This is a genomic window from Flavobacteriales bacterium (assembly GCA_020435415.1).
GTDB lineage: Bacteria > Bacteroidota > Bacteroidia > JACJYZ01 > JACJYZ01 > JACJYZ01.
The window spans coordinates 117,072-138,146 of record JAGQZQ010000001.1; the positions used below are offsets into that span (position 1 = coordinate 117,072).

A 21,075-nucleotide genomic window follows, 5' to 3' on the forward strand; every position below is an offset into this window, starting at 1 on the left:
TATTGCCAAAGCATTCGTAACTGTTCAGTCCAAAGAACACCTATCATGAAAAACCTCTTGCCGGGAATCGCCCTTGCACTTGCCATGCTGATGGCCGGATGTGCAAAGGATGAACTCATCGTCGTTCCGGACAACATCGTACCTCCTGATCCAACGGTCAGCGACCTGCCCCGACAGGTGATCATGGAGAATTACATCAACAAACTTTACATCAGCGTGCTTGGCCGTAAACCTTCTTCTGCGGAGCTTGCCACAGGCCTTACAATTCTTCAGCAGAACGATCTGTCGATGGCAGACCGTGAACAACTGGTGGAGATCATCCTTAGCAGCAATGAATATTATGCAAGAGCATACGATCTGGCCAGGATAGAACTCCTCAATGGCCTTGACACAGCTCAGATCACCCAGGATATTTTCATTTACAACCTTCTGCTTCAGGATACCGCCACCTACGGCCCGTACTTTCCGGCGATCAAAGCGGAGATTGCCAGACTCGAGGCCCTTCAGGATGTGCCTGTTGATTTTCCCTCCGGCCAGATCAACATGATCGGGGTGCACCGGCGTTGTGTGGACAATGCCTATTACGACGATATCAACATGGGTACGGAGAATTTTGTGGTATCCATGTTCCAGAACTTCCTCCTCCGATACCCTACACAAACGGAATTAGCGGAGGCGTCAAAGATTGTGGATGGCTTTACCGGAACCCTGTTTTACCAGATCGGTGAGAACAAGGCCGATTTCCTTACCATCTTTTTCGCCTCATCAGGTTACTTTGAAGGTCAGGTCAGGAATCTATTTCAGCGTTACCTGTTCAAGGATGCAACATCCGAACAAATGAGCAGTCTCAGCGCCATGTACCAATCCAATTCCGATTACAAAGCGTTGCAAAAAACAATTCTTTCGATGGACGAATTTGTAGGCCTCAAAAACTAGCATAAGTATGAAAAGAAACCTGCTGCTTTTCCTGTCCATAGTGCTGATCATCGCAACCTCCTGCAACAAGGAAAAGGAATACGTATACGAGGTGAATGACGTAGTGATCAATCCACCCGGATCACTAAAAGACCATGTGAAGTCTACCATTGAGTTCATCTCCATCGCCTATTCGGATCTGTTCGGAACAACCATATCCAATGATGAACTGGTGGATCTTGCCGTATCGTATGCCGCGGTGGGTGACAAAAAGCTGGTGGAGGATATGATCATCCGGAACTTCCTCAACAAAACAGGAGCACAGATCCCGACCAAAGTGGAAATGGAAAATGATGTGGATGGTTTTATAAACGATGCTTTCAGAAAATTCTACAACCGCGATGCCACGGATTATGAAAAGTGGTACCTGGGCAATCTCATCAACCAGGACAATACCATCACGCCAGAATTGGTGTATTATGGTATGATGACTTCGAACGAATACAGATATTACTAACGCTAAGCCGTCATGCTAAGAAGGTCATTTCTTAAAAAAGCCACCGCAGCTACCGCAGGCGCATTTGCTGCACCATATATCCTTCCTACGGGCAGACTTTTCGCTGCCACAGGCGCGCGGCGTGTAGACCACGTGGTTTTCTGCCTGTTCGCAGGCGGCGTCCGGAATCTTGAATCCGTACACAAAGCCGAAGGCAACCTGATGCCACACTTGTTCACCGGCACCGAGCCCATCTCCGGTGACATTTATCCGGGTGTAAACCCCATCACCTCAAACCCGCTGGCACAGCCCCTTCAGAAATACGGTACGCTGTTCCGTGAATTCCGGTATGTAGATGGACCAACAGGTCACTATAACGGACATACAACGGCGCTTACAGGTACCTACACGACCACCGATGTAAGCATCCGGGAGAATCCTAAGTTCCCTACTGTTTTCGAATACTACAGGAAATACAATACCCCTTCCATGCCTGCCACCAATGCGTGGTGGATTTCCGATTCTCTCGGTCCCTACCCTTTGCTGAACTACAGCAACTATCCGGGATATGGTGCTGCCTATGGCGCAAATCATATTCAACCGTCATCCATCATCAGTCAGGCCGGTTACGATACCCTTGGTAATCCACGGGTTTTCTCTTCAGATGAAAAGAAACTGGTGGAGAAAGTGCGTGGCTTCTGCGACAGCAACTTCAGCGGAGAATTCAGCAATAATGACGCCGGTGTGACCAACGACCCGACCGGAGCAGTTCAGGTGGAATCTTTCATCTCACAGGAATTTGCAGATGCGGTGAATGGAGGATATAACAACCCCTGGGGGATCGGTGCACTGAACGGGGATATGTTCAATATTTTCTTTACCGAACGCGTGATCCAGGAGTTTAAACCTGAACTATGTGTGGTGAACATGCAGGGCGTGGATGTGTGTCATACGGATTTCACCGCCTACTGTCGCAACCTCAACCGGGCCAGCTATGCAACAGCACACCTGTGGTATACAATACAGAATACTCCCGGAATGAAGGACAATACGGTGATGATCGTGGTTCCCGAGCACGGTCGTAACCTGAGCCCGAACACCATTATTGATCCCTACGGCCGCTATGCCCTTGACCATACCAGCGACCCGACTTCACGGGAGATATTTTGCATGGTGGTTGGACCACCCTCCGTTGTAAAACAAGACCAGGTCATCTCCACAGAAACCGGGGAAAGCATTGATGTGGTTCCGACCATCGCCAATATCCTGGGCTTCGACGCCGATATTCCGGCAGGCATGTTGCTCGGATCACCATTGCTTCAGGCATTTGTTTAAACATCCGATCATGACAAAGAACTGGCTCCTTCCCGTATCCACCCTGACCATCATCCTGATGATCGGTTTCGGTGCATGTAAGAAAGATGACGCTGTGCCCGACAACCCTTACGATGATGTCGACTATAACACGGGCGGATCAGGGAACGACACCGTTGACCCCAACTCCATCACCGGCATCCATCGCAATATCTTCATCACCCGATGTGCATTGCCGGGTTGCCACGATGGCAACTTCGAACCGGACTTCAGGTCGGTCCAGTCGTCTTATGCTACTTTAGTATATCATCCGGTGATCAAGAACAACGCCAACAATGACTTCACCTTTCGTGTCGTCCCATATGATACGGCAAAATCCGTTTTGCACGAACGCATCACAAACTGTTGTTTTGTGAACCAGGATGACAGGATGCCTCAGGACAACATCGGCGTACCCATGGATCAGGAGGATATTGACCATATCGCAAACTGGATCCTCAACGGAGCAAGGGATATCAACGGACAAGTATCTAAATACCCCAACCTCGAACCTACCCTGGTCTCTCCGTTTTATGTGGCCATTGATGACAAGATACCGCCAACCGTAGCCTATTCAGATCAGAATAACCGCGTAGACAGCATCATCTACAAACCTTTCTTCGTACCGAACAATGTGAATTTTGTGCTGGCCTTTTATGTGGATGATGACAGCACGGCCATCAAGAATCTATTGGTAAATCAGGTAAAGATGTCGCTTGACCCGGATGACTTCAGCACTGGCTGGCAGGTCAATGCTTCTTACCTGAACCTTAATCCGGACGAGATATATATCGCCACGATCAATACCTCGTCCCTGCCAAAGGACACCACCATCTTTTTCCGATACTATATGAACGACGGCGACCACAGTCAGAATACCGAATTCCTACGTGATGGCTTCGCCTACGAGTATAAAACGTATTTTGCATTCAGGGTGAAGCCCTGAACCAAATCTTGGAGAATATGAAAATAACCAGCATTGGGCTTTTGTTCACCACAGCCTGTTTTCTTTTGGCCGGATGCAAAAAGGATGACAACACCATCAGTCCGGTTCCGGAAATCGAAGTGGTATCCGTTTCTCCGGCCACAGTGACAGAGTTCAAGGATTCCATCGTTTTTGTAATTTCATACAAAGATGGAGACGGCGACCTCGGGCAGAATGAAAGCGGTATTCAAAACCTCTTCATTACGGATACCCGTAATGGGGTTGTTTTCGGATCGCGTATCCAGCAGTTGGCGCCGGATGGAAGTGACATCGCGATTCAGGGTAAGGTACAGGTAACTCTTAACAGCACCACCATCACAGACCAGTCGTCCAGCCAGTCCGTGGTTTATGAAGTTTATGTGGTTGACCGTGCCGGCAATAAAAGCAATGTAGCAATAGCTCCTGCCATTACTGTGGTCCGGTAAAGCACGTATTACATCCGGGCATTCCCGGCCTGATCAAATTTCCGGCATGGTTTTTTCCTATCTTTCGGCATGACTCGATTTCAGCATTTTACCAGACTGTCCCTTGCGGGGATTATTCTCTTCCTCACTTCGTGCATGCACTATGAACCGGTGGAGATCGAGGGTGTAAAGTCCGTCAGGATCATTGAAATCTCCAAGGAAGGCATTGATGCTGAGATCCAGATTGCCATCAACAACCCCAACAAATTCAGCTTCTCTATTACCGATTATGATCTTGATATCCGGATGATGAATATGAACATCGGAAAGGCCAAACTGAAGGATAAAGTGAAGATCCAGCCAAACGGAACGCAGACATATGCATTCCGTGTTCAGACCTCGTTCGGTCAGATGCTGGCGGTAGGCTTGCCCATGTTGCTGTCCGGTGGGTTGAAAAAGGACACCAGGGTAGAAGCCAAAGGATTTGTAAAGGTGAGACATATGGGCGTAAGCAAACGCATTGAGGTGGACCTGGAAGACACGGTTAAATTGTTGAAATGACAAACCTGGAAGCCGTTCCGGATAAACAAACCATTCTGGATGCTGAATCACGCATTCGCGAATATGTTCATCGCACACCGGTCATGCGTTGCCGCACCCTGGATGATCTCGTGGGTTCGGAGCTTCATTTCAAGTGTGAGAACCTACAGAAAATTGGTGCGTTCAAGATCCGCGGAGCCACCAATGCTATACTTTCATTATCAGATGATGAAGCGAAGCTGGGAGTAGCAACGCACTCGAGTGGCAACCATGCACAGGCACTGGCATTGGCAGCACGAAACCGTGGGATCAAGGCCACGATTGTCATGCCGGAGAATGCACCGGGGATAAAGAAGTCTGCCGTCAAAGGCTATGGAGCTGAAATTATCTTCTGTAAGCCCACCACTGCTGACCGGGAACAAACACTGGAACGGTATATTCAGAAATCAGGCGCCATTCTGATACACCCATATAATGATTATCGCATCATTGCAGGCCAGGCAACCGCTGCCAAAGAACTGATGGAAGACATGCCCGATGTTGCGGACGCTATTTTAGCACCTGTAGGGGGCGGTGGACTGCTATCAGGAACTTGCCTCAGTGCCAGGTATTTTTCCTCTAATACAGAAGTGTGGGGCATTGAACCTGCCATGGCGGACGATGCCTTCAGAAGTTTCAGAGACGGTTTTATTCATCCTTCTGAAAACCCGGCAACCATTGCGGATGGATTGCTGACTTCCCTTGGAGATAAAACGTTCCCGATCATCAAAGAACATTGTACAGGTATTCTCACGGTAAGTGAACATGCCATCCGGCAATCCATCCGCCTTATCATGGAAAGGATGAAGCTGGTTGTTGAGCCTTCAGGGGCCGTAACCCTTGCTGCATTACTCGAATACCCTGAGCAATTCAAAGGTAAAACCATCGGCCTCATCATCTCAGGTGGGAATGTGGATATAACAAGCATTCCTCAAATACTTTAGGAAGTTTGTTCGATATTTTGATAAGTTTTATCGACATCTTTCTGCAATTTACCCTACCTTTGTAATGGGAATGGTTAGTGTCTCTCAGCAGACCGGATATAAAATCAACTTCACGCATCTCAACAGATAATTGTTGATAACTGAAGACCTAATGGAATTTAATTCAGTGTTTCCTTCGTTATTTTGTACTATGGATTATAAAAAGGCAAAATACCATCTGACGACGTGGAGCATGTGCTTGATCTTAAGTGTGAATTTTCTCTACGCACAAGATCAAAAGAGCGAGTTTTCCATTGAACAATACAACGACCTCGCCGTCATCTTCATAGGAAAGATTCTGAACATCGAAGAAGTTGATAACGGCTTCAACTCCCGCATCATCTTTAAACCTTCCAAGGTATTCAAAGGCCAGCCCGAAGGCAACATCATCGTGCATACGCCCTCGCAGAAAACACATGGATGCGGGATCAAGGCGTTTATGAATGAGGAGTGGCTGATTTTTTCAGAAAGTGACGGGGACAGGTTAAACACATCCTACTGCATAGGAAGCACAAAAAAGATAACAGACAACAGCACGATCAATGAGTTAACCGTTCTCTCCGAACAAACCGGTGGTTATATGGAATGGAAGTATTCCAACGGCATCGTTGGCGGACGGGGAGAAATTGTCGCCGGTAAACCGAACGGAGAATGGACCTACTACTATCAGGATGGATACCTGAAGTCCAAAGGAATTTATGTCAGCGGAAATAAAGAAGGGGAATGGACGTATTACTCTTCTTCGAAAATTCTCTATCAGATGAACAACGATCTGGAGGTGCTGACCAACATCATGGATAGTCTGTGGCTTACTCCCGTCGCGGCAAAACATCTTGCCGAAACAGCTAATTACCGTCTTGAACCTGTTATGGAAGATTCCACCAAGAATCCAGTCCGCCGGCACGGAGACCTGAAAAAATCCGAGTCATATAAAGATGGTAAACTGGATGGAAAGGTCCTTACCTACCACGATAACGGCCAGGTGGAAAAAGAAGAAAATTACCTTAAAGGCCGCCGTCATGGTGTATATATCACCTACTATGCCAACGGTCAGAAGAGCCGGGAAGGTGGCTACTCCCAGGGAATACCCAAGGGAAAATGGGTAGACTATAACCGCAACGGCTCCGTACGCCATGAGGCCATGGATGCCATACCTGCATATCGGGCAACAAAAGACGGCATGGTACCGATAACGGAAAAAAAGAGTAGCGGGGCAACCTCAATGAATTAGTGCGAGCGGGTTGCCTCCCTCGCAAGCCAGGCGAGATGCCTGATCAGTTCATTCAATCCCTTTTCAATACACCTGACTCAGACTCACAGAAGTTTTCTTGCTTTCTTTGACTGGAATTCCTTCGCATATAATGGCTCGAAGTATGCCAAATCCAGATAGGATGCCGAACGGTAAAGGCCAAGACACTCCTTTACCATATGCCTGGCCAGGGGATAATGCCCCTCTTCGATGTGTGTATTATGATATCCACCCAATACCTCCCGACATTTAGGGGCCCCGTCGCCGAAGAATATCACAGGCCCTTTGTCAAGCCAGGGGCGGTAGGTATCCTCATCCACCACCTCAGCCTGGACTTCCCGTACCAGGTTTCCGCCAACATCGTACACAGCAGCAAAAACCTCCATACGGCGGGCATCCAGCATGGGGCACAGCCAGGTTTTCGTACCCCACTTGTCTGAGGGCATGGATTCCAGATACGACTGAACCATGATATCCGTTGTTGTCATCCCAATGAGAGGAATATCCAACGCAAAGCAAAGTCCCTTGGCCGTGGCGGTGCCAATTCTAAGTCCTGTATAAGATCCGGGACCCATTCCCAGCGCCACTGCGTTCACATCAGCATAGACCTTACCAGCCTCTTCAATTACTTCCCTGATAAAACCGGAAAGCACTTCCGCATGGCTATAGTTGCTGGTGATCTGCTCACGAAATGACAGCATCTCACCATTTTCGGCCAATGCGACGGAGCATGCATGCCCGGATGTTTCCAGGTGAAGGATTAACGGATCAGGAGATGGATGTTGGCTCATGCCTGCTATTGCCCCGGTTGGGCATCAAACAACTTGCTTTTATCCACCACCTCAACAAGACGGCCGTCTTTCAGCGTACGCGAAATAGCACTGTAAGGTGCTGTGACCACCTCCTGGTCAACAGAGATGCCTGACTTGAGCTCTATATAGGTGTTGTCCTGTATCCCCGTGACCACCGGCGTAAGAACAGCCTTTCCATCTTTCACAACAAACACATATGTTTTGATGGCATCTTTTTCCTTTTTATCAGACTCCATTTTACTGTCTTGCTTGCTTCCACTGTCGCTCTCTTTCTTATCGCCCTTTTCGCCGGATCTTTCGGCGCTCTTATCTGACAAATCTGTATCCGCTTTATCTTCGTCCCTTGTTGTCACCGATTGGATCGGCACAGAAACCACATTGGTTACTTTCTCTGTCTGGATATCCACGGTTGCTGACATACCAGGCCGGAAAGGAGAGTAGTTACTCTGCTTACCTTCCGCCAGCGCTTTATAGGAATCTGGAAGTATTCTGATCTTCACAATAAAGTTTGTCACCTGATCCATACTCAGGCCGGTGGTGTTGGCGGAGTTGGCGATCTCCGTGACCACACCCAGGAATTCCTTGTCCAGGTACGCATCCACTTCGATGGTGCTGGTATCACCAAGGGCTACCCTTACAATGTCGTTTTCATTCACCTCCACATTCACTTCCATCCCATCCAGATCCGCAATCCGCATCATTTCTGTTCCGGCCATCTGTGTTGTACCAACAACGCGTTCCCCCTTTTCAACCTTAAGTCCGTAAATGGTACCGGAAATAGGCGCAAAGATTTCCGTTTTGGCCAGGTTGTCCCGTGCTTCTTTCAATGCAGCCATGGCGCTGCTGATATTAAATTCAGCCGCCTTGACGCTTTGCTCTGCCGCAGCTACATCCGCTGCTGCCACTTCAAACGACGCTTTGGACGCATCGAAGTCTGCTTCTGAAATAGCTTTTTTCTGCCAGAGGCTTTCGTTGCGTTTATGCGTTGCCTGTGTATTGATAAACTGCGCCCTGGCCTGTTCCAGTCTTGCAATGGCATTGGCCAGATTTGCCCGGTTCGTGTTCACCGAGGCTTCCATGCGATCGACTGCTGAACGGTATACATCGGGACGGATCACAGCCAGTGCATCACCCTGTTTGACCAAATCCCCTTCTTTCACATATAACTCAACAATCTCTCCCGAGACATCGGGACTGATCTTAACTTCCGTTTCCGGTTGTATCTTACCGTTTGCTGAAACGGTTTCCATGATCACGCGTGCCTCCGCCTTTTCAACCGCCACCATCTCTCCGCTTCTCTTGCCGATCACGCCCGCCTTTTTTCCAACGACCGACACCACCAGCAAGATGATCACGGCGCCCAGAATAAAAAAGAGTGTCTTTTTACTTTTCATATCAAGAGATGTTTGGGGCTCGTTGAATCCGTTAAAAGGTTAGCGGATTACCCGCATAGTAATCCAGAATTTTCAGCTTAAAGAAATAGTCATATTTAGCTTGAAGCAGATCCGATCGGGATTTGTCCAGTCGGTTTTTCGCATCAATATATGTCACGGCGTCCACCAGGCCTTGCTCTGCCCTCAGGTCTGTGTAGCGAAATGATTCTTCCATGGCATCCGTGCTTTTCATCGATGCATGGTATTTGTTAAATGCCGCTTTTGCATCCGCAACAGCTTGCTGAATTTCCTTCAATAACTGACGTTGTGCGGCTTCCTGGTTCAGCTGTGCATTTTCCAGCGCGATCTTGGCACCTGAGATCGCGGTACGTGTTCTCAGTCCATTGAAGATGGGGATGGTCAGGTAGAAACCTATCGCTTTGTTTACATTCTGATCCAACTGATCATTGAAAGGCGTGGTCTCGTATGTTGCCTTGTAACTGGGCGCAAGTACTTCCACACCACCGGCGGTGTAGCCGATAGTATCCACGCCGGTAATGCTTAGGTCGGTCAGACTCTGCCTTGCCCCGGAGTATCCCGACCCATAGGATGCGCGCATAACGAGCGAAGGGCTTTGGGCGCCTCTGGCAATCGCCAGATCCTTTGTTGCACTAAGCACACGGTACTCCGCAGCTTCTACTTCGGGTTGGGTATTCAATGCTTTCTGGTAAAGATTTTCCGGTCCTTCCAGTACAGGCTGACTGGCGGTTACCTCGAGCGCCGGGCGTTCGATGCTGAAGTCGCCTACTGATTCAAGCTCCATCAACTGAGCCAGGTTCAGATAAGCAATGTCTTTCTGGTTGATGGCATTCACTTCCTGTAACTGGTCGGTGGCAAGTTGTGCTTCCAGATCCAATTGATTTCCTTTGGCGAGCGCTCCCGCTTCCACCATGTATTTTGTGCGTTCCAGCTGACGCTCGGTAAGCTTCCGCTGATCGATGGAGGTATTTACGAGTTCATCCGCAAACAGCACCTGCAAATAGGCGTTGATAACAGCGATGGTCATATCGTTACGGGTCTTCCTGGTATCCGCCAGCCCTGCAAGATAATTGTAACGGCTTTTCTTCACCGAATTGATCATCTGAAGACCATTAAACAGGGTTACGGAACTGGATAGTGAAAAGCTGTTTGAACGAACCCTGTCGGTAATGAACTGGTTGGTGAACGGATCAACGGTACGCCCGAAGCTATAACTCTGGGATGCGTTACCGTTAATCGTCGGCAACAATTCCGCTTTCGCCTGAAGCAGGTTATTGGATGCGGAGCGGTTGTTCAGTTCCGCCTGCCTGATCTGCATATTCTCCTCCAATACCCTGTCAATGCATCGTTGCAGGGTCCATGGTGGCTCCTGCGCCGTGCATAGTACAGGCCCCATCAAACACAAAAACCATATACCGAAACGTCTGCTCATCATGCGGGATAAGGACGTGAAAATAACAAGAATGTCCTGCATGCCCATTACCTTAACGATTTTTAACAGGAAGGGTAAAGTTAAACATTCCCGTTAAGATGGGGAGGGGATTGTCAACGGGAGGTTAGAAATGGGATGATAGACATTAGACAGTAGATAGTTAGATAATAGACGATGGGATTGGGATGATGTTGAACAAAATCATGTTGTCGGTCAAGGATACTTTAAAGGGCTGTTTAGCATGGTAAAGTATCAATATCCATTTGCCAATGACATATATCTAATGTCGGAAACCCATTTTCTACTCTCTTTTGTCTACTGTCTATTATCTACTGTCTATTGTCTGATGTCTATTGTCTAATAATTCAGGTTCGGAGACAACCATCTCTCTACCGTTTCCACCTCCATGCCTTTGCGTTTGGCGTAGTCCTCCACCTGATCCTTATTGATCTTTCCTAGGGCAAAATAAGTAGACTCGGGGTGAGAGAAATAGAGGCCGCTGATTGAAGATGCCGGGAGCATGGCAAAGCTTTCCGTTAAGGTGATGCCTGCATTCTCTTCCGCATTGAGCAGGGTGAATATCAATTCCTTCTCGGTGTGATCCGGACATGCAGGATAACCTGCAGCCGGGCGGATGCCCTGATATTGCTCGGTAATCAGCTCTTCATTGGAAAGTTTTTCATTCGGGATATAACCCCACAGTTGCTTTCTCACCCGCTCATGAAGGTATTCTGCAAAAGCCTCGGCAAGTCTGTCGGCGAGTGCCTTGAGCATGATACCCTGATAGTCGTCATGATCCGCTTCAAATGCTTTCAGGTGTTCTTCAATACCCAGTCCGGCCGTTACCGCGAAAGCGCCGATATAATCCTTTGCCTCATCGCCCTCAGGCGCGATATAATCCGAGAGCGCCTTGTTGGGTTGCCCCTGGGCTTTCTTCAATTGCTGGCGCAACGTATGCAGCACGGCAAAACTTTTATCCCTGGACTCATCGGTGTAGAGAACGATGTCATCTCCGGAAGATGCGGCAGGCCAGAAGCCAACCACTCCCTTTGGTTTCAGCCACTTTTCTTTAATGATGCGATCCAGCATTTTCTTTGCATCACCGATCAGGCGCGTGGCTTCTTCGCCAACAACTTCGTCTTTCAGAATCTCAGGATATTTACCTCTCAGTTCCCAGGTGGCGAAGAACGGTGTCCAGTCGATATAAGGTGCCAGCATTCCTGCGTCCACGTCATCAATCACTTTCACACCGGTAAAAGTAGGTTTGACAGGTTTGTGATCTCCCGGAAAAAGTGGAACCTTATTCTTGCGTGCATCTTCGATGGAGATCAGTTCCTTCGCTGTGGATCGCTTGTGGTATTGATCCCGAAGATCAGCATACTCGTCCTTCATTTTTTTACGGAAGGCCACCTGATTGTCTTTGTTCAACAGACTTTCCACAACTGTGACGGACCTTGATGCATCCAGCACGTGTACCACGGCACCTTCGTAATTTTCATCAATTTTAACCGCGGTGTGTATTCGTGAAGTGGTGGCACCACCTATCAACAGTGGGATGTCAAACTTTTCGCGTTTCATTTCCTTCGCCAGGTGTACCATCTCATCAAGCGATGGCGTGATCAAACCGCTGAGACCGATCGCATCCACCTGCTCTTCCCTTGCCTTTGCAAGAATTTTCTCGGCAGGCACCATCACGCCCAGATCAATGATCTCGTAATTGTTGCAGCCCAGCACCACCCCCACGATATTCTTACCGATATCATGTACATCACCTTTCACGGTAGCAAGGAGTATTTTTCCGTGATTGCTCTTGCCACCTTTGGCTTTGTCCGCTTCGATAAAAGGAAGCAGGTAAGCCACGGCCTTTTTCATGACACGCGCGCTCTTCACCACCTGAGGCAGAAACATTTTTCCAGAACCAAAGAGATCACCCACCACGTTCATGCCATCCATGAGCGGCCCCTCGATCACTTGCAACGGGCGTTCAAATTGATGTCTGGCCTCTTCCACATCTTCCTCGACAAACTCAGCGATGCCCTGCACAAGGGCGTGGGTCAATCGTTCAGTGACTTTGCCTTCCCGCCAGGACATATCCCTCTCTTTTCGCTTACCTTCACCTTTGACGGTTTCCGCATACTCCAGCAGCTTTTCGGTCGCATCCTCTTTCCGATCCAACAACACATCCTCTACCTTCTCGAGAAGTTCTGCGGGAATATCATCATACACCATCAGCATGGACGGATTCACAATACCCATGTCCATCCCTTCGCGGATGGCGTGGTAGAGGAATGCCGAGTGCATGGCTTCGCGTACCAGGTTGTTTCCTCTGAATGAAAAAGAGACATTGCTGACCCCACCGCTGACATGGGCTGCAGGGAGGTTCTCACGGATCCATCGGGTGGCCTGAAAAAAATCCATTGCATTCTTTCTGTGCTCTTCCATCCCGGTTCCGACGGGAAAAACGTTCGGGTCAAAGATGATGTCCTGGGGTGGAAATCCAAGTTTGTCCACGAGTAACTTATACGACCTCTCACATATCTCGATGCGTCTTTCATACGTATCAGCCTGGCCATCCTCATCAAATGCCATGACGACCACGGCAGCGCCGTAACGCATGATGGTGGTTGCCTGTTTGAGGAATTTCTCTTCCCCTTCCTTGAGCGAAATACTGTTCACCACGCCTTTGCCCTGCAGACATTGCAGACCGGCCTCAATGATCTCCCAGCGGGAAGAGTCCAGCATGACGGGTACCCGAGCGATATCCGGTTCCGAGGCAATGAGATTCAGAAAACGCACCATGGACTCCACACCGTTGATCATGCCCTCATCCATGTTGATGTCAATGATCTGAGCACCGCCTTCCACTTGTTCCCTGGCCACTTCCAGTGCAGCCTCATAGTTGTTTTCCTGGATCAGTTGAAGGAATTTACGTGATCCGGTGACATTGGTCCGTTCACCGACATTCACAAAATTGGTCTCCGGGGTCACCGTAAAAGCTTCCAATCCACTTAACGTGAGAAATGGGTGGTTCTCCCATTTGAATTTATATACACCCTTGTATGCGGGATTCAGGCTCATGCGCGCTCCTCGATTTTAAGTTGTGGTTGATATTTTGCCGCCAGTTGGGCGAGTGCTCTGATGTGGTCCGGGCTTGTGCCACAACATCCACCGATGATGTTCACCAAACCTTCTTCCAGGTATTCTTTCACCTGCTCTGCCATTTCCTCCGGGGTTTGGTCATAGGCCCCGAACTCATTGGGAAGACCGGCATTGGGATGGGCGCTTACCGCGCAGCCCGCATGGGTATGCATGATCTGGAGATAAGGCAGTAATTGTTTTGCTCCGAGTGCACAATTCAATCCGATGCTCAGCGGATGTGCATGGCGGATGGATGCGAGAAATGCCTCCGTGGTCTGACCTGACAAAGTGCGTCCGGAAGCATCGGTGATCGTGCCGGAAACCATCAGTTCAATGTCCCGGTATTTCGGCTGGTCATCCTTCAGTTCAGCAATGGCCATGAGGGCTGCTTTTGCATTCAGCGTATCGAAAATGGTTTCCACGAGGAATGCGTCCACTCCTCCTTCTGCCAGTCCTTCCGCCTGTTCCCTGTAGGCCTGTTTCAGTTGAAGAAAATTCACCCTGCGAAGGCCCGGATCGTTTACGTCCGGGGAAAGGGAAGCGCTCATATTGGTAGGTCCGATGGATCCGGCTACGAATCGGGGTTTGTTGGGTTCCTTTGCGGTGAACTCATCTGCGACGGTACGTGCGAGCTTTGCCGCAGCGATGTTCAGTTCCCTGACGATGGACTCCATGCCATAATCCGCCTGTGCAATCGTGGTGGCTGAAAATGTATTGGTCTCTGCAAAATCGGCGCCCGCTTCATAATATGCCCGATGTATATCTGCAATGATGTGCGGGCGGGTCATGGCCAGCAGGTCATTGTTCCCTTTAAGCGGGGATGGGTGATCTGCAAATCGTTCGCCCCGATAGTCCTCCTCGGTCAAATTGTGCCGCTGGATCATTGTACCCATAGCGCCATCCAGCACTAAAATGCGTTTACTCAGTTCTTCACGAATGGTTTTTTTCATATACTTTTCGTTACGTTTTGGCAAAAAAAAATCCCTTCCTTTTGAGAAGAGACCCTGATTGCACTGAAGCACCGCTTATCTCTCCCTTTCAGGGGCTGGAGGTAGCACCGCGCCGGGAATGACCAGGTCGGTTGCCAAGACTTCACAGGGCCAGTTCCCTCGGTCTTTCTTGATAAGCCGTTCGGCAGTTTTGCTGATCTGCCTTCAAATAACTGATGCAAAGGTAAATGAAATGATGACAAATCACAAAGCGCTGCCTCAACAACATCACAACGGACCTTGTCATACGGAGTATGATTTACCTTCAAATGCTTACTGTTGACCCTTCTTGAGCTTGGCCATCCAGGATTTACGGAAAAAGACCACCGCCAATATCGAAAGCATGAGGTACGGAATGGTCATGAGGTACAGGATACCTCCGTTCAGACCATCCACCACACTTCCAAAGCCGCTTCCGGCATTACTTTGTGTCACGGCTTTACACATGGCACATTGGGCCTGGGTCACATCCGGGATGAGGGTTAAAGCAAACAGAACGATCAGGACGCAATAAATGGATAACTTTTTCATAGCAACTTTAAACCGATTTCAAAGATACTAATTAATCTACCCCGTGTTATTTTAATGCTAAATTTTTCAGAAAAATCACGCACTACCTAAGGAAGCGAACTCAGAAATCAGAAAGCGTAATATGGCGAGATCATCAGGTAAACCACCACGCCTGTAACGGTTACATAGAACCAGACCGGCCATGTCCGGCGTGCCCACTTACGGTGTTTCTCATACTTTCCCCTTAACCCCAGAAAGAAGGAATACAGCACGAGTGGCAATACCACAGCAGCCAGCAAAATGTGACTGAGGAGAATGAACAGGTACAATGGACGGAGTCCGTTGTCCTCAGGAAATTTGGTTTCGACTCCAAAAGAATGAAACGTTACATAGGACAACAGGAAAATACAGGACAATACAAAAGTGAGTATGTTCAGGCGTTTGTGCAAGGTCACCTTTTTGTTGCGTATAGCCAGAAGTGAAATCAGCAGCAATACACTGCATGTCCCGTTGATCACCGCATTCAGAAACGGCAGGTTCCTGGCGAATGAAGGCAGGCTATCTGCAGGTGGTAAGGCATACAGGTATGCCACCAGGCCGAACACAACCACGGAAAGGCCAAGGATCGCATACAGAATGGTTCTATCGTTTTTTGAATTAGTGACCTTCTCCATAACTTTTTTTCAAAATCCTGATTTCATCGATCAGCCTGGTGACTTCCATTGAATCGGTACCCTCGTACAGTCCACGAAGATGGCCTTCACGATCTACCAGCATGAAGTGCTGATCGTGCAGGAACGCCTCGCCCCCTGCAACACCGGGTGCTGCTGTAAGAAAATACCCGCGTTCGGCTAATTGGTATATACTGTCCTTCTCTCCGGTTACAAAAAACCATTTCCCGGGAATGGCACCGTACATTTCGCCATATGCCTTCAGTGCTTCCGACGTATCGTGTCCTGGATCAACCGTATGGGACAAGATAAGTATGTCATCATCATCCTTAAATGCATCCTGCACACGTTTCATCTGGCGGGTCATAATGGGACATACTCCCTGGCAACGGGCAAAAAAGAAATCAGTCACATAAATATGGCCATGGAACACGTCAGAACTAAGGATATCTCCATTCTGATCAACAAATGAAAATGGTGGAACGGTATGGTAGATGGTATCCTCTTTCCCGGTCGTCTCATTTGCAACGGTCCCCAAACGCGGACCGATATACGGCAGGTCCTTCAGGGTAACACGGTTGTGCAGGAACAGGAAATAGAATATAAATCCGCTGAATATGATCAGGATAAATACACCCCTTTTGGCCCATTGATTTGCCATCATGCCGTTAATTTGCTGACCTCACTATCACATCCTCCCGGCAAAACCTGGGTTTTCCGGTGGTTCTACCTGAAAATTCCGTCGAGCATATGAAGTTGTGACCCTTCTGTGAGGCAGATAAAGATGAGATAAAGAATGAATAGAATATATGGCAGCAGGATTGCCACTTTAAAGCTTTTCCGTTCATCGCCCAGATGCATGAACACCATCACGATGTAACCTGCTTTCAGTACCGTGAGACCTATAAAGATCAGTTTAACCGCTGTCCATGACAGCCACTCCATCTGTGCGTAATACACACCCAACAGCACTTCCAGCAAGGTCACGACGGTCAGAAGAGTGGTTACAAACCATATCTTCTTGCGGATCTTTGCGCCGGCCTCTTCGCTATGGTGTGCGTCGAGGGAATATTCAATGATATCGTCTCTTTCCATGATTTAGGATTTGGTCGGATTAAAGCAGGTAATAAAAGGTAAATACAAAGACCCATACAAGATCCACAAAGTGCCAGTACAAACCGGTCTTCTCCACCATTTCATAGTGGCCGCGTTTGTGATAGGTACCCATGACAACCCCGATAAGGATAATGATGTTGATCACCACACCACTGAACACGTGGAAACCGTGAAAGCCAGTAACGAAGAAGAAGAAATCTGCATATTGGGTCAGACCGTATTCGTTCTCATGAAGGTTCGCACCATAGATAACACGTCCGTGGCTGATCACTTCCTTGGCCTGGTCACCGGACAGGATCACATGCTCACCGGTCTCCGCATCTTTCCATGGCAGTTTTAGTGAGGTCTGACTATGGTCGGCCCATTGCGCCACCGTACCATCAGGAATTCTCAGGTCACCGAGTGTAACCGGTTGTTCTATTTTCAAAGCACCGTGCTCACTTCCCTTGATGAAGTTGGCCCACTCCCATACCTGAGATCCCAGGAAGAAGAATCCGCCTACTACCGTCAATGCAAGCCACATGATCACCTTTTTCTTATCCATGCGGTGACCGGCTTCCACGGCAAGTACCATGGTCACTGAACTCACGATCAGGATGAAGGTCATCATGGCCACATATAAAAGCGGAAGATGCGTGTCATGGCTTACAAAAGGAAAGTGAAAGAACACATCTTCACTCTTGGGCCATATGTCCGCGTGTCTGTGTCTGTGTAAACCCAAGGCTGTCAGCAAACCTCCAAAGGTAAGGGCATCGGAAATGAGGAAGAACCACATCATCATCTTTCCGTAACTCATGCTAAACGGGGAACGCCCGCCTCCCCATAGTACTTTGGGGTCAATTGCTTGTGAAACTTCTCCGGACATAGGTCAGAATTTCGTTGTTATCGGATGTAAAGTAAAAACAAAAATAAATAAATCCATAAACCGTCTAAAAAATGCCAGAAAATGGCAGTCAGTTCCAGACCGACGGTTTGGCCCGGGGTGTATTTATTCTTAAGGGATTTCGTCCAGGACACCACCAACGCCACCAGTCCGAACAACAGGTGGGCCAGGTGGGCAGCGGTGATCACATAAAGGAATGATGCCGAAGTATCGTTGCCTACAAAAAATACATTGTGTTGCACCAGGATGACCCAGCTGACAAATTGAAGCGCGGTAAAGGTCAGCCCCAGTACCAGCGTCGCCATCATCATTGTCCTGACTTTGGAGAATGCACCGTTCTTTGCTGCATGCAAAGCCTGCTGCATGGTGATGCTGCTCACAAGGATAACCGCACTGGAGATCCAAAGCGTGTAGGGCAGATCGAAGGAGAACCAGTTATCCGATTTACTAACGAACATCGCACTGGTAAGACCCGCAAAGATCATGTTCATACTCACGATAGAAAACCATAGCATGGCTTTCTTCGGATGTATCTTGGGTCCTTCGGTTTCTCTTTGTGTCACGGTGATCAAGGCAAACCTGTTTTATCAAGGATCAATGCGATCTGCACCAGGGGTAGGTATAGAAAGGATCCGAACATCAATTGTGTAGCGGCTTTATGCAAGCCGGTCATATGCAGTCTGAAGGCCTGGAGAAAAAACATCACGCCACACAGGCTCACCACCACGGCGGAAATCTGCCCGGTCATCCCGAATGCATATGGCAACAGGGTGATAGGTATCAAACCGATGGTGTATACCAAAATCTGAAATGAGCTTTTCTTACCCCTTCCTTCCAACGACGGAAGCAAACGAAAGCCTGCCTTTTTATAGTCATCATCCAACACCCAGGCGATGGCCCAGAAATGCGGAAACTGCCAGATGAACTGTATGCCGAAGAGCAACCATGCACCGAAGTCGATCCGGCCTGTGGCAGCAACCCATCCGAGCAAGGGCGGAATGGCTCCGGGGAACGCACCGATAAATACAGCAAAGGGCGACCGTTTTTTCATCGGCGTATAAGCCAGGGTATACATGATCAGTGCCAGCGCACCGAGGATGCCACATAATGGTGAGATCATGATCCATAGCAGGGCGGTACCTGCAACCCCCATGGTTCCGGCCAGCCACAAACCTTCCTTCACCTGCATTCTGTTCTGAGGCAATGGCCGTTGGGAAGTTCTGGTCATCAATGCGTCGGAATCCTTTTCCATCACCTGGTTAAAGCCATTGGAAGCAGCTGTCACGAGAAATCCACCCAGGAGGAGATACACCAGACGCATCATATCCACATCCGCAGAAGCTAGCATAAACCCGGCAGCGGCAGAGATGACAACCGTCAGGGTCAACCTGACTTTCATAAACTGGAGGTAATCCTTCATTTTAAGCATCCACGGCCTGGCAACTTCTTCAGGGACTGCACCAAGTGAAAGTGACGTATTTTCCTTTATCAACAAGATTGGGAAAGCATTTAAATCGAGCGCAATTTTACCAAATATTTGATGGAACCACAACAAATAAGCGCTTATTTAGATTGTTACCAGATAACGGGGTACGGGAAGGTCAAAAGTCCAGATAGCGGGATGGGAACCAGGTGGAAATTCCCACACTGATGTTTGCGTAATCTTTATGTTCGGCAGCGGTAGCCTCCATTCTCCATACCAGGCTTGCAAATGCATTGGTCCGTCTACCCTCCCCGATCCATTTCCTGCAGGTAACCTCACAAAATACCAGTCCGGTTTTGATGCCCTGCGCCACATGGTTTCCCCTTGTATCCGGATAGGGTATGAAAAGATTGCGGCCCATATGGGTGCCCGTGGAGTCATCTCCATAAAGGGCCATGGACACGTGTACCGTTTGCATCCACTTCTCGGAAATATGCTGAAGGCGGAAAAGGCCTTCCACAAAATTAGCCCTCAGTGGGTGGGCAAGTGCTTCGTTAAAGTGGGTGTAATTCTGGGTGGACACCACGTGGGTGTAGGTGTACGGCCTTACATAGTTGGCCTCAAAACGGACCGACAAACCTTTTTTCCCTAATACATCAACCACCCTCCAGCCCATCTGCACACCTTGCTTGTTGCTGGACCATCCGTCCCATTTTCGGATCTCCTGGAAAAAGAATTCGTCCAGACAGGCCTGGCCGTACCAGTAGCTTTTCTTTCCGGTCATGATCCGGACATTCAGTCCCATCAAAACATTGTCCGGTGATCCCAGGGAAAATTCCACCGGACGGTAGAAAATAAACGGATTGAGGTAATTGATATCAAAGCCCCGGATGCCTTCGCTGTCTTCGTGTTGCCAGACGACAGCCTCAAAGATGCCAAGGGATAACGCACGACCTATATGCCAGTCAAGAAAGTGCATGGCGGCATATTTCCCCTGGTACTTTTCTTTCTGCCCCGAAGCGCCATTGATATGTTCAAGCTTGAGGAACAAATTGGTGTATTGCATTTTCCACACGCGGGTGGTGAGCCTCAGGTAGGGACTGCTTCTCGGGTTATAGGACAACAGCAACGACCGGTAGCCATTGCCAATGAAATTTTTACCTCGTCCTGCCTGCAGTTGAAAATGACGGCTGGGTGTCCATATAAACTGGATCCTTCTGCTGCGCCATCCAACCAGATCATCTTCCAGTTGCTTGGCTCGTCCGGTGCCGGGAATAACCTCAAACGAATCGATGTACGTTGAAATGTAGGGAGGCATCCGGGACGCGCCCCAAATGCCATTCATTTCAAAGGACCATTTGGCCTGTCCGGTCCTCAGGCGGAATCCGCCACCCACTTCGGATGTGGATTGCGTTCCCAATCCTCCCTGGAAATGGTATACCGGTGCCACATTGAACATCCACTTCTGATTATTGAAGGATAGCAGGTCTTGCTGCTTAACCGGATGGCCTACTTTCAAACCGTGCTTCTCCCCATTTAATGTGCGTAGATCCATGGTGATGGGATAGACAGCATTGAAACAGGAATCTGCCCGGGAGAATTGTTGCCCTTCCGTACTCAGGTCCGATGGTGAACCCGGCATGACATTGAACTGTTGTGCATGAAGGCTGAAGGTCACCAGAATAAGCAACCCTGTCAAGTATCTTTGGGGACCGGTTTTCACCG

At 48.8% G+C, this 21,075-nt stretch carries 21 protein-coding genes and 1 riboswitch; of the genes, 8 read left to right on the forward strand and 13 right to left on the reverse strand.

What is annotated here, in order from left to right; translation table 11 throughout:
- Positions 1-45: 45 nt before the first annotated feature.
- The 8 genes from KDD36_00545 (at position 46) to KDD36_00580 (ending at position 6,946) form a co-directional block, all read left to right on the forward strand.
- Positions 46-936: a hypothetical protein gene (locus KDD36_00545; GenBank protein ID MCB0395106.1), complete on the forward strand. Its 891-nt coding sequence runs from the start codon at positions 46-48 to the stop codon at positions 934-936.
- A gap of 7 nt (positions 937-943) precedes the next feature.
- Entirely contained in the window at positions 944-1,432 is a 489-nt protein-coding gene (locus KDD36_00550; GenBank protein MCB0395107.1) for a hypothetical protein, read from the forward strand.
- A gap of 12 nt (positions 1,433-1,444) precedes the next feature.
- Entirely contained in the window at positions 1,445-2,746 is a 1,302-nt protein-coding gene (locus KDD36_00555; protein MCB0395108.1) for a hypothetical protein, read from the forward strand.
- Positions 2,747-2,756: 10 nt separating this feature from the next.
- Complete coding sequence (locus KDD36_00560; GenBank protein ID MCB0395109.1) at positions 2,757-3,710, forward strand: hypothetical protein; 954 nt, start codon at positions 2,757-2,759, stop codon at positions 3,708-3,710.
- Between the two features lie 17 nt (positions 3,711-3,727).
- Positions 3,728-4,174: a hypothetical protein gene (locus KDD36_00565; protein MCB0395110.1), complete on the forward strand. Its 447-nt coding sequence runs from the start codon at positions 3,728-3,730 to the stop codon at positions 4,172-4,174.
- Between the two features lie 69 nt (positions 4,175-4,243).
- Positions 4,244-4,714, forward strand: a complete 471-nt coding sequence (locus KDD36_00570) for an LEA type 2 family protein (GenBank protein ID MCB0395111.1) — start codon at positions 4,244-4,246, stop codon at positions 4,712-4,714.
- Positions 4,711-5,676 carry a threonine/serine dehydratase gene (locus KDD36_00575; protein MCB0395112.1) on the forward strand — a complete coding sequence of 322 codons (966 nt, stop codon included), beginning with the start codon at positions 4,711-4,713 and terminating at the stop codon, positions 5,674-5,676. Before KDD36_00570 ends, KDD36_00575 begins: the two co-directional genes overlap by 4 nt.
- 250 nt (positions 5,677-5,926) lie before the next feature.
- Positions 5,927-6,946: a hypothetical protein gene (locus KDD36_00580; GenBank protein MCB0395113.1), complete on the forward strand. Its 1,020-nt coding sequence runs from the start codon at positions 5,927-5,929 to the stop codon at positions 6,944-6,946.
- A gap of 83 nt (positions 6,947-7,029) precedes the next feature.
- Here KDD36_00580 and tsaB read toward each other — a convergent pair whose 3' ends face one another.
- From tsaB to KDD36_00645, 13 genes are all read right to left on the reverse strand, one after another.
- Positions 7,030-7,755: a tRNA (adenosine(37)-N6)-threonylcarbamoyltransferase complex dimerization subunit type 1 TsaB gene (gene tsaB, locus KDD36_00585; GenBank protein ID MCB0395114.1), complete on the reverse strand. Its 726-nt coding sequence runs from the start codon at positions 7,753-7,755 to the stop codon at positions 7,030-7,032.
- 5 nt (positions 7,756-7,760) lie between these two features.
- Positions 7,761-9,170: an efflux RND transporter periplasmic adaptor subunit gene (locus KDD36_00590; protein ID MCB0395115.1), complete on the reverse strand. Its 1,410-nt coding sequence runs from the start codon at positions 9,168-9,170 to the stop codon at positions 7,761-7,763.
- A gap of 31 nt (positions 9,171-9,201) precedes the next feature.
- Positions 9,202-10,662: a TolC family protein gene (locus KDD36_00595; protein ID MCB0395116.1), complete on the reverse strand. Its 1,461-nt coding sequence runs from the start codon at positions 10,660-10,662 to the stop codon at positions 9,202-9,204.
- Positions 10,663-10,977: 315 nt separating this feature from the next.
- Complete coding sequence (gene metH, locus KDD36_00600; GenBank protein MCB0395117.1) at positions 10,978-13,698, reverse strand: methionine synthase; 2,721 nt, start codon at positions 13,696-13,698, stop codon at positions 10,978-10,980.
- A complete protein-coding gene (locus KDD36_00605; GenBank protein MCB0395118.1) occupies positions 13,695-14,708 on the reverse strand; it encodes a homocysteine S-methyltransferase family protein in 1,014 nt (337 codons plus the stop codon). Before KDD36_00605 ends, metH begins: the two co-directional genes overlap by 4 nt.
- Positions 14,709-14,780: 72 nt before the next feature.
- A riboswitch (SAM riboswitch) is annotated at positions 14,781-14,887 on the reverse strand.
- 133 nt (positions 14,888-15,020) lie between these two features.
- Complete coding sequence (locus tag KDD36_00610; GenBank protein MCB0395119.1) at positions 15,021-15,278, reverse strand: hypothetical protein; 258 nt, start codon at positions 15,276-15,278, stop codon at positions 15,021-15,023.
- 107 nt (positions 15,279-15,385) lie between these two features.
- A complete protein-coding gene (locus tag KDD36_00615; protein MCB0395120.1) occupies positions 15,386-15,931 on the reverse strand; it encodes a DUF420 domain-containing protein in 546 nt (181 codons plus the stop codon).
- Complete coding sequence (locus KDD36_00620) at positions 15,915-16,592, reverse strand: SCO family protein (protein ID MCB0395121.1); 678 nt, start codon at positions 16,590-16,592, stop codon at positions 15,915-15,917. The genes KDD36_00615 and KDD36_00620 overlap by 17 nt, the downstream gene beginning before the upstream one ends.
- A gap of 62 nt (positions 16,593-16,654) precedes the next feature.
- Positions 16,655-17,023 carry a cytochrome C oxidase subunit IV family protein gene (locus KDD36_00625; GenBank protein ID MCB0395122.1) on the reverse strand — a complete coding sequence of 123 codons (369 nt, stop codon included), beginning with the start codon at positions 17,021-17,023 and terminating at the stop codon, positions 16,655-16,657.
- A 19-nt stretch (positions 17,024-17,042) separates the two neighbouring features.
- A complete protein-coding gene (locus KDD36_00630) occupies positions 17,043-17,909 on the reverse strand; it encodes a cytochrome c oxidase subunit 3 (GenBank protein MCB0395123.1) in 867 nt (288 codons plus the stop codon).
- A gap of 17 nt (positions 17,910-17,926) precedes the next feature.
- Complete coding sequence (locus KDD36_00635) at positions 17,927-18,499, reverse strand: cytochrome c oxidase subunit 3 (GenBank protein MCB0395124.1); 573 nt, start codon at positions 18,497-18,499, stop codon at positions 17,927-17,929.
- Complete coding sequence (cyoE, locus tag KDD36_00640; protein MCB0395125.1) at positions 18,496-19,419, reverse strand: heme o synthase; 924 nt, start codon at positions 19,417-19,419, stop codon at positions 18,496-18,498. Before cyoE ends, KDD36_00635 begins: the two co-directional genes overlap by 4 nt.
- Positions 19,420-19,528: 109 nt before the next feature.
- Positions 19,529-21,049, reverse strand: coding sequence for a hypothetical protein (locus tag KDD36_00645; GenBank protein ID MCB0395126.1), 1,521 nt, complete (start codon positions 21,047-21,049; stop codon positions 19,529-19,531).
- Positions 21,050-21,075 lie beyond the last annotated feature (26 nt).